Genomic DNA, 13,814 nt, shown 5'->3' on the forward strand with positions numbered 1-13,814 from the left:
GCCTCAGTCCGCCAGCAGGGACAGCATCCGCACCCCCGCGTCGAAATCGGCGTGGCGGGCGGCAAGTGCCTGTTCGGCCAGCGAATCGCTGCCCCAGCGTTCGGTCTGCCACGCTTCGTCGACGGTGGCGGCCGCCCAGACGGTGTCGGCATCCGCGCCCCCCTTCGCCAGCCACAATGCAAGGACCAGCGATCCCGTGGTGGTGACGACCGGGGACAGGCCCGCCAGCCGGAAGGGGTCCATGCCGACGACCGCCGCGCCCATCCGGATGACGGTGGCGGGGGGCTGATCGACGTGCATCACACCCTGCGTCACCCGGAACTGCACATCATATTCGGCCCGCGCCCAGGCGAGCGCCGGGTCCCAGGCTTCCTCCTGACGGTCGATCAGCGCGGCGGGATCGGTCGCACGGTAACAGGTCAGGTCGCTGACGACATAGGCGGACAGCCCGGCGGCAAACCCCTCTGCATTGGGGGCGATCCGGTCGATGGCTGCATTGGCCAGGCCGGTGAGCGGCATGGCGCGCGGGTCGATCGTGTCCCCACTCGCGTTCCACTCGTCAGCGACGGCGCGGGCCAGCGCTTCGTTCGGCAGCTTCAGCGGGGCACGCCCCGGCGTGTTCACCGGCCGCCGGTCCAGCGTCACGCCCCAGCCGCCGGGGCCGCGCACGGCGTCCGCGCGGGTCCAGAACCGCTTCATTCCGAACGGCTCCGCCACCGGCGCGCCAGCGCGCGGGGGACGACCGCAATCCAGTAGAGCGCGGCCAGCACCAATGCGCCGCCGATCAGCCGGCTTGGCGTGTCGGCCGCCCGGCCGATCAGCAACAGCCCGAATACCGCGCCGGCAACGCCGACCAGGTTCGCCCCGATCATCAGGAAGTATCGGTTGCGCGCAACGGTTGCGGCTTCATCGTCCGGGGTCATGCCAGTGCTTCCTCCAGCGCGCGCAGATCGCGGGCATGATGCGCCACCCGCGATGCACCGGCCGCCATCAGTTCAGCCGGATCATGATAGCCCCAGGCGACGCCGATGGCGTGGGCTCCGGCGGCGCGGGCCATCGCCATGTCGAAACTGGTATCGCCGATGACCACGGTGGAATCGGGCGATGCACCCGCTTCGGCCATCGCCTGCATCGCCATCGACGGATGCGGCTTCGACGGATGTCGGTCGGCGGTCTGCAACGTCACAAAATGTCGGTCGATCCCGTGATGCGCCAAGATAAGGCCCAGGCCGCGATCCGATTTGCCAGTGGCGACACCCAGCAGCCAGCCCGATTCGTCGAGTGCAACGAGCAGTTCGGCAATTCCGTCATACAGCGGTTCCGCCAGCATCCCGCCGCTGGCCCTTAGCTGAAAGAACGCCGCCTTGTAGCTGGCGGCCAGGGTTTCGTGGAACGCGGCATCGGCATCGGGCAGTAATGCCGCCATCGCCTGGGGCAGGCTCAGTCCGACGATGCGTCGGATCTCGGGCCGCGGCGGCGCGACCAGCCCGGCCTCGTCGAACGCCGCCTCCATCGCCACACAGATATTCGCCTGGCTGTCGACCAAGGTCCCGTCGCAATCGAACAGAGCGAGGCGGTTCACGCCCGGCTGCCCCGTCCGCGGCGTTCGCCCCGCCGTTCCTTGCGCACCTGCTTGGCGTGCTGCTTGGCTTGTTGCTTCAGCACCGCGCGGCTGGGCGGCGGGGGCGTATCGTCGATCATCGTGCGCTCGCCCAGCGACAGGTCGAACGCGAGCAAGTCCATGCTGGCCGCCAGATGGGCGGGCAGTTCGGCCGTCACGTCCAGCGCGCCGCCATCGGGATGATCGATGCGGATGCGGCGGGCATGCAGGTGCATCTTGCGGCTGATCCCCCCGGACAGGAACGCCTCCGGCCCGCCATATTTGCCGTCGCCGACGATCGGGTGGCCGATGGCGGCCATGTGGACGCGCAGCTGATGCGTGCGCCCGGTCATCGGTTGCAATTCGACCCAGGCGGCGCGGTTGCCCGCGCGCTCGATCATCCGGTAGCGGGTGCGGGCGGGCTGGCCGTTTTCCTCGTCCACATGCATTTTTTCGCCGCCCGTGCCCGGCTGCTTGCCGATGGGCAGTTCGATGAACCCGTCCTCGATGCTGGGCACGCCGACGACCAGCGCCCAATAGACCTTGCGCGCGGTGCGGCTGGAAAAGCTCTTGGCGAAATAGGCCGCGGCACGGGCGGACCGGGCGATCAGCAGGGCGCCGGACGTATCCTTGTCCAGTCGGTGGACCAGTTTCGGCCGCCCCTCATGGTCGAATTGCAGCGCGTCGAGCAGGCCGTCGACATGATCGAACGTCTTGGTGCCGCCCTGGGTCGCCAGGCCGGGCGGCTTGTTCAGCACGATGGCCGACGCATCCTGATGGATGACCAGCGAGCGGGCGAACTCGATCTGTTCGGGCGACAGCGGCGCGCGTTGGCGCACCGGGCGGGCGGGCTTGTCGGGCTTCGGCGCCTCGGCGGGGGGCACGCGGATCACCTGACCCGCCGCGATACGGTCCCCCGGCGTCGCGCGCGCGCCATCGAGCCGCAGCTGGCCGGTGCGCGCCCAGCGCGAGACGATGTTGAAACTGGCATCGGGCAGGTGCCGCTTGAACCAGCGATCCAGCCGGATGCCGTCATCGTCGTCGGCGACGGTGAACTGGCGGACCTGTGCCTCGTCGCTCATGCCAGCCCCCGTGCAAGCGTCGCGCCCAGCGCCAGCGCCGCGACCGACCCAATCACCGATGCCAGCGCATAGCCGATGGCCACCGTCCAGTCGCCCCGTTCGATCATGTTAACCACCTCGAGCGAAAAGGCGGAAAAGGTCGTGAAGCCCCCCAGCACGCCGACGCCCAGAAAGATGCGCCATTGTTCGCCGGCACCCATCCGCATGACGCTGGCGGCAAGCACCCCCATCAACAGGCCACCGACCACATTCACGATCAGCGTGCCCCAGGGAAAGAAAGGGCCGAACAACAGGATGGCGGCGCGCCCGACCAGATAGCGCAGGCCCGCCCCGATCGCGCCACCCGCCATGGCGAGGAAAAGATGGATCATGCGCAATCGCCTAGCCGGAAAGACCGTCGCCCGCTAGCGTCCCCCGACAGCTTCATGACGGAGTAGCCCATGCGTATCCTTGTTCTGTACGGCTCTTATCGTTCCGACCGGATGGGTATCCGGCTGGCCGACTGGCTGGTCGGCGCCCTGGCCGACCGCGCCCATGCGGTCGAACTGATCGATGCCAAGGCCATCGGCCTGCCCATGCTGGACCGGATGTACAAGGAATATCCCGGCGATACCGCACCGGCGGCGATGGCCGATCTGGCCGCCCGCATCCGGTCTGCGGACGGTTTCGTGTTCGTCACCGGGGAATATAACTGGGGCATGCAGCCGGGGTTGAAGAACCTGACCGACCATTTCCTGGAGGAATGGTTCTGGCGGCCAGCCGCGATCGCCAGCTATTCCGCCGGCCGGCTGGGCGGCGCGCGGGCCAACAGCGCCTGGCACCCGACCCTGAGCGAGATGGGCATGGCGGTGATCCCGTCCACCCTGACGGTGGGTCAGATCGGTCAGGCGCTGGACGAGGATGCCCGGCCGCAGGGCGATGGCGGCCATGCCCTGGAAAAGGCGTTTCCGCGATTTGCCGCCGATCTGGAATGGTGGATGGAAGCGGCCAAGTCGCAGCGCGAGCGCGCCACGCCGCCCTATTGATCGCGGACGGCATCGTGATCGAATCCGACTTCATCGCCGCGCTGCGCCGATTGCCGCTGCATCCCGGCGCGCGCGACCTGCGCGACGATGCGGCGGTGCTGGACATTGGCGGCGAGACGCTGGTGCTGACGCATGACGCGATGGCGGCGGGCGTTCATTTCCTGCCCGATGCCGATCCGGCCGATGTCGCGTGGAAGCTGGTGGCGACGAACCTGTCCGACCTGGCGGCAAAGGGTGCCGCGCCACTGGGCGTGCTGGTCGGGGCCATGCTGACCGAGGGGTCGGCGCGGTTCGTCGATGGACTGGACCAGGCGCTGCGGGCTTTTTCGGTGCCGTTGCTGGGCGGCGACACCATCGCGCCGGCCGGTCGCGGTGGCGGCGCGGTTCACGGGCTGACCGCGATCGGGCGGGCGACCCACCGGCCGGTCCCATCGCGCAGCGGGGCGGGGGCGGGCGACGGGCTGTTCGTCGTCGGCACGATCGGCGCGGCGATGCTGGGCCATGCGCTGCTGAGCACTCGCCGCCCCTGTCCCGACGATCTGGCTCAAGCCTATCTGCGGCCCGTACCGCTGCTGGCCGAGGGTCAGGCGCTTGCCCCCCGGGTCAGCGCGATGATGGATGTGTCGGACGGGTTGCTGATCGATGCGGCGCGCATGGCGCAGGCCAGCGGCCTCAGCGTTTCGATCGACAGTGCCGCCGTGCCCTTTGCCGACGCCCTGCGCGGTGCCGACCCGCTGATGCAGGCAGAGGCGCTACGCTGGGGCGACGATTATGCCCTGCTGTTCGCGGCTGCCGAGGGCGCGGCACTGCCGCCGGGCTTGCACCGGATCGGGCGGTTCGCTGAAAGGGGCAGCGACACGGTGCTGCTGGATGGGCGGGCGGTCGACGGGCCGCTGGGATACCAGCACCGCGCCGATTAGCTATTTTCGGTCAGGGTTCGGTTTGCGCAACCGGCACGGCACGATGTCCTTCGGCTCCGGGCGGGGGCCGGTGGCGCGGAACGTCGCCAGATAGCCGCCTGCGCTTGCCATCGGTTCGATATCGACCAGCGAATAGCCGACCGCCGCGAATTCGCAGCGCAGCAGATTGGGCGGCGTGCCGTGATTCTGGGTCGCGCGGTCGGCATCGACTACCACGACCAGCCCGTCCGGTTTCAGTGAAGGCCGCATCCGCCACAGAAAGGCGTAGGGCTGCTCGATCTCATGGTACATGTGCACCATGAAGATCCGGTCGAAACTGTTCTGCGGCAGCTTGGGATCGGCTGCCTCGCCCAGGCGAACCGACACGTTGGACAGCCGTTCGCGCGTGACCCGCTCGGCAAGTGCTGCATGGATGGACGGAATGATATCCTCGGCCAGCACGCGTCCGCGCGGGCCGACGCGCTCGGCCAGGCGGGTGGTGTAATAGCCTTCGCCGGCGCCGATATCGGCGACGGTCATGCCCGGCTTGATCTCTGCCTTGTCCATCACCGTATCCGCTTCGCGCAGCCGGTCGCGCGCTTCTTCGGTGGACCAGCGGCTGGACACGATTTCGGCGACGGGGCGGTCGGCGGCGGGGAAATCCTCCAGGTCCGACTGCACATTGCCGTTGGCCTGGCCCGGTGCCGCTTCGCAACCGCCAAGCACCAGCAGCGCCGCAACCCCGCCAGCCGCAGCGGACAGTCGGGCGCGGGCAGCGACGGAACCCATGGCTATTCGACGTCCTCGACCTGGACGGTTTCGCCGGTCACCCGCTGGGCCAGCGCGGCGGCCATGAAGGCATCGAGATCGCCGTCCAGCACGTCGGACGGCGCGGTGGAGGTTACCCCGGTGCGCAGATCCTTCACCAGCTGATAGGGCTGGAGCACATAGGACCGGATCTGGTGGCCCCAGCCGATATCGGTCTTGGTGGCGTTCTGGGCATTGGCCGCCGCCTCGCGCTCCGCAAGTTCGCGTTCGTACAAACGGGCGCGCAACTGGTTATAGGCCTCTGCCTTGTTCTTGTGCTGGCTGCGCTGGTTCTGGCACTGCACCACGATGCCGGTCGGAATGTGCGTGATGCGGACCGCCGAATCGGTCGTGTTGATGTGCTGACCACCGGCACCCGACGCGCGATAGGTATCGATGCGCAGTTCGCTTTCGTTGATCTCGACTTCGATATTGTCGTCGATCACTGGATATACCCAGACGCTAGAAAAGCTGGTGTGCCGCCGGGCAGACGAGTCGTAGGGGCTGATGCGGACCAGCCGGTGCACCCCGCTTTCGGTCTTGGCATAGCCATAGGCGTTTTCGCCTTTGAGCAGGAGCGTGGCCGATTTGATGCCCGCCTGTTCGCCGGCATGGTAATCGATCATCTCGACCTTGTAGCCATGCTTTTCGGCCCAGCGGGTGTACATCCGCTGGAGCATTTCGGCCCAGTCGTTCGATTCGGTGCCGCCCGCGCCCGAATTGATTTCGATATAGGTGTCGTTGGCGTCCGCCTCTCCGGCCAGCAGCGCCTTGACCTTGTCCCGTTCGGCGCGCTCGGCCAGTTCGGCCAGGGCCACGACGCCCTCGTCCGCCATGGCGGCATCGCCCTCTGCTTCCGCCATTTCGATCAGTTCGGCGGTGTCGGCCAGCTCGGTCTCGATCGCGCGGGTGGCGCTGATCGCCTCGTCCAGGCGGCGGCGCTCGCGCATCACGTCCTGCGCCTGTTTGGGATTGTTCCACAGCGCCTGATCCTCGACCCGGGCGTTGAGTTCGTCCAGGCGGCGCAGGGCGCGGTCCCAGTCCAGCGAGCGGCGCAGCAGCGCCAGCGCATCGTTGATCTGGTTGATATGGGCTTGCGCTTCGGCGCGCATCGGAACTCTCCAGCAATTCGGTCAGGGGGCGGGGCGGCCCGGCATCGTGCGAGCGAGCGCGCTAGTAGATTCCGCCCTCCCTTTGCAAGAAGTCGCTGTCGGACTGGGTCTGGCGGCGCGTGGTCGTTGCCTGCTTGTCGACCGCCTTTGTCGCGACGGCGCGCTCGTTCTCGGCGCGGGCACGGGCGGCGCGGCGCGGCTCGCTCTCGGGCTTGAACGCTTCCCAGATCACCGATGCCTTTGGATCGGTTCCGGGCCAGCCGCCGAATACCGGTCGGCCGCTCATCCGATCGATCCGCACCATGCGCACCCCTTGCGGTGCGGCAAAGGGCAGGACCGGCACGTCCTTGTACACGGCCTGGGCAAAGCTCTTGTAGATCGGCGCGGCCAGCGTGCCGCCCTGGGCATAGCCGCCCAGGCTGCGGGGCGTATCATACCCGATGTACAGGCCGGCGATCATCTGCGGCGTGCCGCCGACGAACCACACATCGGTCGGGCCAGTCGAGGTGCCGGTCTTGCCCATGATCGGCCGGTTCAGGTCGCGCAGGGTGGTCGCGGTGCCGCGCTGGATCACCCCTTCGGTGATGTGCACCATCTGATAGGCGCTGACCGGATCGACGATCTGGCGCGAACGGACGCTGGGGCGCGGCATCGGCTTGCCGTCCCAGTCGGGCGCGTTGCAGCGGTCGCAGGCGCGCCATGCTTCTGGCCAGATCACCTTGCCGCGCCGGTCCTGGACATAATCGATCAGCGACGGGGTGAGCGCGCGACCGTGATTGACCAGGATCGAATAGGCGTTGACCATGCGCAGCACGGTCGTCTCGCCAGCGCCCAGCGCATAGGACAGATAGGGCGGAAAGCGGTTTTCGCTGACGCCCATGTCCTGGATCAGCTTCACCACCTTGTCCATGCCGGTCTGGGTGGCGGTGCGGACGGTCATCAGGTTGCGCGACTGTTCGATGCCCCAGCGCATCGTGCGCGGCCCCGCCGATCCGCCGCCGAAATTGCGGAAGCATTTGCGGCCCAGCCGAGCGCCCTGTTCGACGCAGAGCGGGCCATCGACGATGATGCTGGCGGGCGACATCCCGGCTTCGAGTGCGGCGGTATAGACGATGGGCTTGATCGTCGATCCGGGCTGGCGATTGGCCTGGGTCGCGCGGTTGAACGACTGAAGCCGCGAATCGAAGCCGCCCTGCATGGCCAGCACCCGGCCGGTGCGCGGTTCCTCGACCACCATGCCGCCCGATACGCGCGGCACGGATTTCAGGACGAAGCCGTCGCCCTGCGGCGCGACCGCGATGATGTCGCCGGGTTTCAGCGCGGAAAAGGCGGGGGTGCCGGTGCCCCTAACCGGCATCTGTGCGCCGGAGCGCCGCAAGAGCCCGGTCCGCCCGTCGGTCAGGCCGATGCGCGCTGCATCGCCGTCGCGGTCGATCACGATGGCGGCGCGCCAGTCGGCATGGCTGAGTTCGATATTCGTGTTGATCAGCGCGCCCAGCCAGTTGTCGCCGCGAATGGCCTCGTTCCGGATCGGACCGGACCAGCCGCGACCGCCTTCATACCGGATCAGCCCTTCGCGCAGTGCCTTGGCGGCGGCTTCCTGAACCTTGGGGTCGAGCGAGGTGCGCACCCACAGGCCGCCGCCATAGACGCTGAACGGCCCGTCCTCGGAATTCTCGCCATATTTGTCGAGCAGCTGGCGGCGGACTTCCTCGACGAAATAGCCGCCGACGCGTTCGAACCGCGGGGTCCGGCGCGGTGCCGCGCCCAGCGGTGCGGCGATGGCGGCATCATGCTGCGCGCTGGTGATGAAGCCGTTGCGCAGCATTTCGCCCAGAACCCAGTTGCGCCGTTCGACCGCCCGGTCGTTGTGCCGGACGGGGTCGTAATTGGCCGGCCCCTTAGGCAGCACAGCCAGATAGGCCATTTCAGGCAGCGTCAGTTGCGCCAGCGACTTGTCGAAATAGGCGTTGGCCGCGGCCTCGACCCCGAAGGCGTTCCGGCCCAGCGCGATCTGGTTGAGATACAGCTCCAGGATCTGCGGCTTGGTCAGCGTATCTTCGATCCGCCATGCCAGCACCGCTTCCTTTGCCTTGCGGACATAGCTGACCTCGTTCGTCAACAGCAGGTTCTTGGCCACCTGCTGCGTGATGGTGGAGGTGCCGCGCGGCGTTTCCCCGCGCACCGCACCCTGGAATGCGGCGCGGACCAGGCCGGGATAGTCGAGCCCGCCATGTTCGAAGAAGGTCCGGTCCTCCGCCGCCAGAAAGGCGCGGACGAGCAGGGGGGGATATTCCGAATAATCCAGTTCGATGCGCCGGTCGCGCGCATAGCTGTGCACCGGTTCGCCGTCGATTCCGCGAACATAGGTCGGCAGGGGCGGTTCATAGGTTTTCAGCGCATCGACCGAGGGCAGATCGCGGGCGACCAGCGCCCAGAGCAGCACGGCGAACAGGCCAGCAAGCAGGGCCGCCCAGGCAGGCAGACGTACCCACCAGCGCCGGCGGATCGACGCCCACCGCGCCCAGATGCCAGTGGCCTGGCGCTGCAGCCGGAAATTGATGCTGGACGCGTCGGTTGGTTCCATAATGCGCGAGGTTTAGCAAAACCCGCCTGCATTGCCAGCGCCGACCGCGTAACGTCCGGCACGGGCCGATCGCGGGGTCAGCCCGCCGGGATGGCTTCGCGCGAAACCAGACGGCGGGCGAAGTGCACCTCCACCGCCCGGGCGACGCTTTCCGCCAGCCGGCGCCGGCCATCGGCCGATGCCAGGAAGCGCGCATCCTTTTCATTGGTCAGATACCCGGCTTCCAGCAGGATGGAGGGCATGTCCGGCGCCTTCAGCACCACCAGCGACGCCATGCGGTGGAAATTGGGTTTGACGGGGATCAGGTCCTGGGCCTCGCGACCCAGCAGCCGCGCGAAATTGGCCGACAGGTTCATCGTTTCCCGCTGAGTGAGGTCGATCAGGATCGACCGCACGTCGGATTCCGCCCCGCCCAGATCGATGCCGGCGATGATATCCGCCTTGTTCTCGCGCGCGGCCAGCCGGGCGGCTTCCTTGTCCGACGCGATTTCGGACAGGGTATAGGCGGTCGCCCCCGACGCCTCGGCATGGGGCGCGCTGTCGCAATGGACCGAAATGAACAGGTCCGCGCCCAGGCGCCGGGCGATGCCATAGCGGTCCTGCAACAGCAGATAGCGGTCGTCGTCCCGCGTCAGCGCCACCCGCACCTTGCCGGTTGCCAGCAGCCGGTCGCGGATCGCGCGGGCCAGCCGCAGCGTCATGTCCTTTTCATTGGTCCTGTCAAAGGGCGAGATGGTGCCGGGATCGCGGCCGCCATGCCCCGCATCGATCACCACCAGAGGCCGGGCGGCATCATCGCCCAGGATTTCGGGCAGCGGCGGCGCGGCGCGGGCGGCGGGGACGGCGGCGGTCGCGCGCGGCGCACTGCCCGCGATGGTCAGCCGACCCCCGGCCGCAGCCCGGGCAAAGGCCGCGTCATCGGCAGGCGCCAGGTTCAGGACCAGCGTGCGGCGGGCGGCATCGAACCGGCCGCCGGACAGCAGGGCCGGACGGTCGAGATCGAACACGATCCGGGCACCCGCGCCGTCGCGCCAGCCCTGGCGGACCTGCAGCACCGGCCCGGCTGCGACGGCATCCCCGCCGGGCCGCGCGCCATCGACATCGACCGCGATCCGGCGCGGGCCATCCAGCAGAAACGCGCTGGCAGCGGCAACGGTGCCATCGAACCGGATGGTGATGCGGTCGTCATCGATGCGTACCGCCTCGACCGTGCCGGCCCAGGCCGACGGCCCGGCAAGAAAGGCCGCGAAAAAGGCAATGATGAAACCCACGGTAACGCTATGCCGCGCAACCGCCCGGCCGGTCCAGTCCATTTGCATGGAACACTCGCCCCTGAAACTCCCTGATGACGCTGGTTTAGAAACGGGGTTTCAAGACAGGGTGAAATCATGCGGTTAACGCGGCGTCAGCCATGTTCGGGCGCTCGTCCATCCTTTTACTGCCACGGTGTTGCCGACACGTCGGGGCGGTGCTACGTGTTTGCGCGGAACCATTCTGGTTCGTATTTTGCTGCGGGGACGGCGCTTTTTTCGAGATCCTTTCCGCAGCACTTCAGGTTGACGTTCCCTATGCCGCATTTTCCCTGCCAGTTGCCCGATACCGCCCCGGCGGCGACGGGCTGCGCGGCGAGGGGCGCGCCGGTCCACCGGACCGGCCATGCGCTGGGCAACACGACTCACAGCGTGATTTCCAATGCCGCGCCGACACCAGTTCGCGCGGCCTGTTTTGACATCTGCGCGCCACGCCCCCCATGCGGCGGGCGCGCCCGGAGAATTATCAATGACCATGCGTATGTTGATCGACGCACGGCACCGGGAGGAAACCCGCGTCGCCGTCGTCAAAGGCAATCGAATCGAGGAGTTTGATTTCGAGTCCGCCGAGCGCAAGCAGCTCAAGGGCAATATCTATCTGGCGAAAGTGACCCGCGTCGAACCGTCGCTTCAGGCGGCGTTCGTCGATTATGGCGGCAATCGCCACGGGTTCCTGGCGTTCAGCGAAATCCACCCCGATTATTATCAGATCCCCAAGGAAGACCGCGAGGCCCTGCTCCGCGAAGAGGCCGAGCATGCCGCCGAAGAGGCCGCACTGCGCGACGATGCCGGGGACGATGACGACCATCACGACGATGGCGACGGCCATGACGGCGCTGTCGAGGTGCTGGAGCGCCCCGCCGGGGACGATAGCGAAGACGGCGGCGATGAAGGCGGCGTCGATGCCGCGTCCGAAACGGGCGGCGGCGACGACAGCCGGCCGCGCCGCAAGGGTCGCGGCAATGGCGACGATGCGGTAGAGGCGCTGCGCCAGCGCCGCATGAACCTGCGCCGCCGCTACAAGATCCAGGATGTGATCAAGCGGCGGCAGGTGATGCTGGTGCAGGTCGTCAAGGAAGAGCGCGGCAACAAGGGCGCGGCGCTGACCACTTATTTGTCGCTGGCTGGCCGCTACTGCGTGCTGATGCCCAACACGGCGCATGGCGGCGGCATTTCGCGCAAGATTTCGTCCGCCGCCGATCGCAAGCGGCTGAAGCAGATCATGGCCGATCTGGCGCTGCCGCCCAGCATGGGCTGTATCGTGCGCACCGCAGGGCTTCAGCGCACCAAGGTCGAGATCAAGCGCGATTTCGACTATCTGGCCCGGCTGTGGGACGGCATCCGCGAAACGACGCTGCAATCGACCGCGCCCGCGCTGGTTTACGGCGACAGCGACCTGATCAAGCGCGCCATCCGCGACATCTATAACCGCGACATCGACGAGATCATCGTCGAGGGCGAGGACGGATACCGGCAGGCCAAGGATTTCATGAAGCTGCTGATGCCGAGCCACGCCCGGCGCGTGCGGCATTATGCGGACAGCGTGCCGCTGTTCCAGCGATTCGGCGTCGAGGATCAGCTGGCGGCGATGTACCATCCCGTCGTCCAGCTGAAATCCGGCGGCTATCTGGTCATCAATCCGACCGAGGCGCTGGTGTCGATCGACATCAACTCGGGCCGGTCGACCCGCGAGCATAATATCGAGCAGACGGCGACCGCCACCAACCTGGAGGCGGCACAGGAAATCGCCCGCCAGCTCCGCCTGCGCGACATGGCCGGGCTGGTCGTCATCGATTTCATCGACATGGATCATTCGTCCAACGTCCGTAAGGTCGAAAAGGCGATGAAGGAGGCGCTGAAAAACGATCGCGCCCGCATCCAGGTCGGCCGGATCAGTGCGTTCGGACTGATGGAAATGAGCCGCCAGCGCCTGCGCACCGGCGTGCTGGAAGCGTCCACCCGGCCATGCCCGCATTGCGAGGGCACGGGCCTTGTGCGCACCGCATCGTCGGCGGGCCTGTCGGCGCTGCGCCTGATCGAGGACGAGGCCGGACGGGGTCGCGGATCGAACCTGTTGCTGCGCGCCAGCCAGGAAGCCGCGCTCTATGTGCTCAACAAGAAGCGCGCCGAGCTGGCCGAGATCGAGGATCGCTATGGCGTGACGATCGAGGTCGCGTCCGACGGCGAGCGCGAGGGCGCGCGCATGTCGGTGGAAGCGTCCGGCCCGCCGCCCGCGTTCACGCCGCGCCTGCCGGTGCTGATCGAAGAGCCGGAAGATGACCTGCCCTTCGACGAAGAGGACGAGATCGAGGCGATCGAAGCGGATGCGGATGCGGAAGCCGATTCGTCCGAGGGACGCCGTCGTGCCGGCGAAGGCGATGACGACGCCGAAGGCGAGGGGGGACGCAAGCGTCGCCGCCGTCGTCGCGGACGCCGTGGTCGGCAGCGCGACGATGAGCAGGGCGCTGGCGAGGCCACGGAATCGGACGGTGCCGAAGACGGCTCCGGCGACGATGCTGATGACGGCGAAGAGGCGTCGGCGAGCGAAGGCGGCAGTGCCGGCGACGAAGCCGGTGAAGAAGGGCGGCCGCGCAAGCGCCGTCGCCGGGGTCGGCGCAGCGGCCGTCGCGGCCGTGAGGGTGGCGAAGCGCTGGACGGCAGCGAAGCCGGCGACGACGAAGCCGAAGACGCGGGCGAGGCGGATGCTCCGGCCGCAGACGATGCCGAGCCGGTTGTTGCCGATCCTGCCCCGGCGGACGAAGCCGAGCCGGCCGAAGCCGCAGTGGAAGCCAAGCCGAAGCGTACCCGGCGCCGCCCCAAGGCAGAGGCCGCCGTCGCTGACGTTGCCGAAGCGGCGGTGACCGCCGCCGAACCGGTCGAAGCTCCGGCCGAGGCAGAAGCCGAAGCCGAGGCGCCCAAGCCGAAGCGCAGCCGCAGCCGCAAGCCCAAGCTGGAGGATGCCGCACAGGCTGCCCCGGCTGAAAGCGTCACCGAGGCCGTGGCGGAGCCGGCGGTCGAAGACGCCCCTGCCGCCAAGCCCAAGCGGACGCGCCGGAAAAAGGCGGACGCCGACGGTGCCGAAGCGCCCAAGGCAGCCGAGGTTGCGGCCGATCCGGTCGCCGATGGGGCCGAGACCGAGGCCGATGCCGAGGCCGTGCCGTCGGAAACCGTGGTTGAAACCGCGGCAAGCGACACGGGCACGAACAGCGGCACCGACGGCAACGCCAATGCCAATGGCGACGCGGATGCTGGGGCATCCCCGCCACGTCGGGGCTGGTGGCAGCGCACCTTCGGTGCGTGAAGCCGGACGGGTGAAGCGCGGCATTGCACGCCGCGCTTCACCCCCGGTTCAGCCCGGCGCGACCAAAGGGCGGCGGCGCGCCCCTTGCCGT

12 protein-coding genes are annotated in these 13,814 nt (G+C 68.0%); 3 read left to right on the top strand and 9 right to left on the bottom strand.

All coding sequences use genetic code 11. The annotated features are described in order from the left end of the window. Window positions 1-3: 3 nt before the first annotated feature. From ACPVPU_RS04235 to crcB, 5 genes are read right to left on the bottom strand one after another with little or no spacing between them, the layout of a single operon-like run. The gene (locus ACPVPU_RS04235; RefSeq protein WP_448659723.1) at window positions 4-699 is read right to left on the bottom strand and encodes an ATP12 family chaperone protein; all 696 of its coding nucleotides are present in this window, start codon (window positions 697-699) and stop codon (window positions 4-6) included. Then, complete coding sequence (locus ACPVPU_RS04240; RefSeq protein WP_448659725.1) at window positions 696-923, bottom strand: hypothetical protein; 228 nt, start codon at window positions 921-923, stop codon at window positions 696-698. The genes ACPVPU_RS04235 and ACPVPU_RS04240 overlap by 4 nt, the downstream gene beginning before the upstream one ends. Continuing rightward, a complete protein-coding gene (locus tag ACPVPU_RS04245; protein ID WP_448659727.1) occupies window positions 920-1,582 on the bottom strand; it encodes an HAD-IA family hydrolase in 663 nt (220 codons plus the stop codon). The genes ACPVPU_RS04240 and ACPVPU_RS04245 overlap by 4 nt, the downstream gene beginning before the upstream one ends. Beyond that, on the bottom strand, window positions 1,579-2,682 hold the full coding sequence (locus ACPVPU_RS04250) for an RluA family pseudouridine synthase (protein WP_448659729.1): 1,104 nt from the start codon (window positions 2,680-2,682) through the stop codon (window positions 1,579-1,581). Before ACPVPU_RS04250 ends, ACPVPU_RS04245 begins: the two co-directional genes overlap by 4 nt. Beyond that, on the bottom strand, window positions 2,679-3,053 hold the full coding sequence (gene crcB, locus ACPVPU_RS04255; RefSeq protein WP_448659731.1) for a fluoride efflux transporter CrcB: 375 nt from the start codon (window positions 3,051-3,053) through the stop codon (window positions 2,679-2,681). The genes ACPVPU_RS04250 and crcB overlap by 4 nt, the downstream gene beginning before the upstream one ends. A 69-nt stretch (window positions 3,054-3,122) precedes the next feature. On the opposite strand from crcB, the gene ACPVPU_RS04260 reads away from it, so the two are divergent. Both ACPVPU_RS04260 and thiL read left to right on the top strand, forming a co-directional pair. Next, complete coding sequence (locus tag ACPVPU_RS04260; protein WP_448659733.1) at window positions 3,123-3,707, top strand: NADPH-dependent FMN reductase; 585 nt, start codon at window positions 3,123-3,125, stop codon at window positions 3,705-3,707. Window positions 3,708-3,721: 14 nt separating this feature from the next. After that, window positions 3,722-4,627, top strand: a complete 906-nt coding sequence (gene thiL / locus ACPVPU_RS04265; protein ID WP_448659735.1) for a thiamine-phosphate kinase — start codon at window positions 3,722-3,724, stop codon at window positions 4,625-4,627. Here the strand turns inward: thiL and ACPVPU_RS04270 are convergent, their stop codons facing one another. The 4 genes from ACPVPU_RS04270 to ACPVPU_RS04285 form a co-directional block, all read right to left on the bottom strand. Next, on the bottom strand, window positions 4,628-5,395 hold the full coding sequence (locus tag ACPVPU_RS04270) for a class I SAM-dependent methyltransferase (protein ID WP_448659737.1): 768 nt from the start codon (window positions 5,393-5,395) through the stop codon (window positions 4,628-4,630). It lies immediately after the preceding gene. Between the two features lie 2 nt (window positions 5,396-5,397). Further along, a complete protein-coding gene (prfB, locus tag ACPVPU_RS04275) occupies window positions 5,398-6,525 on the bottom strand; it encodes a peptide chain release factor 2 (RefSeq protein WP_448659739.1) in 1,128 nt (375 codons plus the stop codon). 61 nt (window positions 6,526-6,586) lie between these two features. Continuing rightward, window positions 6,587-9,112: a penicillin-binding protein 1A gene (locus tag ACPVPU_RS04280; protein WP_448659741.1), complete on the bottom strand. Its 2,526-nt coding sequence runs from the start codon at window positions 9,110-9,112 to the stop codon at window positions 6,587-6,589. Window positions 9,113-9,189: 77 nt separating this feature from the next. Then, window positions 9,190-10,383: an N-acetylmuramoyl-L-alanine amidase gene (locus ACPVPU_RS04285; protein WP_448659743.1), complete on the bottom strand. Its 1,194-nt coding sequence runs from the start codon at window positions 10,381-10,383 to the stop codon at window positions 9,190-9,192. Window positions 10,384-10,891: 508 nt separating this feature from the next. Here ACPVPU_RS04285 and ACPVPU_RS04290 point away from each other — a divergent pair. After that, window positions 10,892-13,723, top strand: a complete 2,832-nt coding sequence (locus ACPVPU_RS04290; protein ID WP_448659745.1) for an Rne/Rng family ribonuclease — start codon at window positions 10,892-10,894, stop codon at window positions 13,721-13,723. The last annotated feature ends 91 nt before the right edge of the window (window positions 13,724-13,814 follow it).

The organism is Sphingomonas paludis, assembly GCF_053502515.1.

Excerpts from the sequence above, each read along its gene's own strand:
- ACPVPU_RS04250 (WP_448659729.1), bottom strand. The coding sequence starts at position 2,682 with ATGAGCGACGAGGCACAGGTCCGCCAGTTCACCGTCGCCGACGACGAT.
- ACPVPU_RS04240 (WP_448659725.1), bottom strand. The coding sequence starts at position 923 with ATGACCCCGGACGATGAAGCCGCAACCGTTGCGCGCAACCGATACTTC.
- ACPVPU_RS04235 (WP_448659723.1), bottom strand. The coding sequence starts at position 699 with ATGAAGCGGTTCTGGACCCGCGCGGACGCCGTGCGCGGCCCCGGCGGC.
- prfB (WP_448659739.1), bottom strand. The coding sequence starts at position 6,525 with ATGCGCGCCGAAGCGCAAGCCCATATCAACCAGATCAACGATGCGCTG.
- ACPVPU_RS04260 (WP_448659733.1), top strand. The coding sequence starts at position 3,123 with ATGCGTATCCTTGTTCTGTACGGCTCTTATCGTTCCGACCGGATGGGT.
- ACPVPU_RS04290 (WP_448659745.1), top strand. The coding sequence starts at position 10,892 with ATGACCATGCGTATGTTGATCGACGCACGGCACCGGGAGGAAACCCGC.
- ACPVPU_RS04280 (WP_448659741.1), bottom strand. The coding sequence starts at position 9,112 with ATGGAACCAACCGACGCGTCCAGCATCAATTTCCGGCTGCAGCGCCAG.
- crcB (WP_448659731.1), bottom strand. The coding sequence starts at position 3,053 with ATGATCCATCTTTTCCTCGCCATGGCGGGTGGCGCGATCGGGGCGGGC.
- ACPVPU_RS04270 (WP_448659737.1), bottom strand. The coding sequence starts at position 5,395 with ATGGGTTCCGTCGCTGCCCGCGCCCGACTGTCCGCTGCGGCTGGCGGG.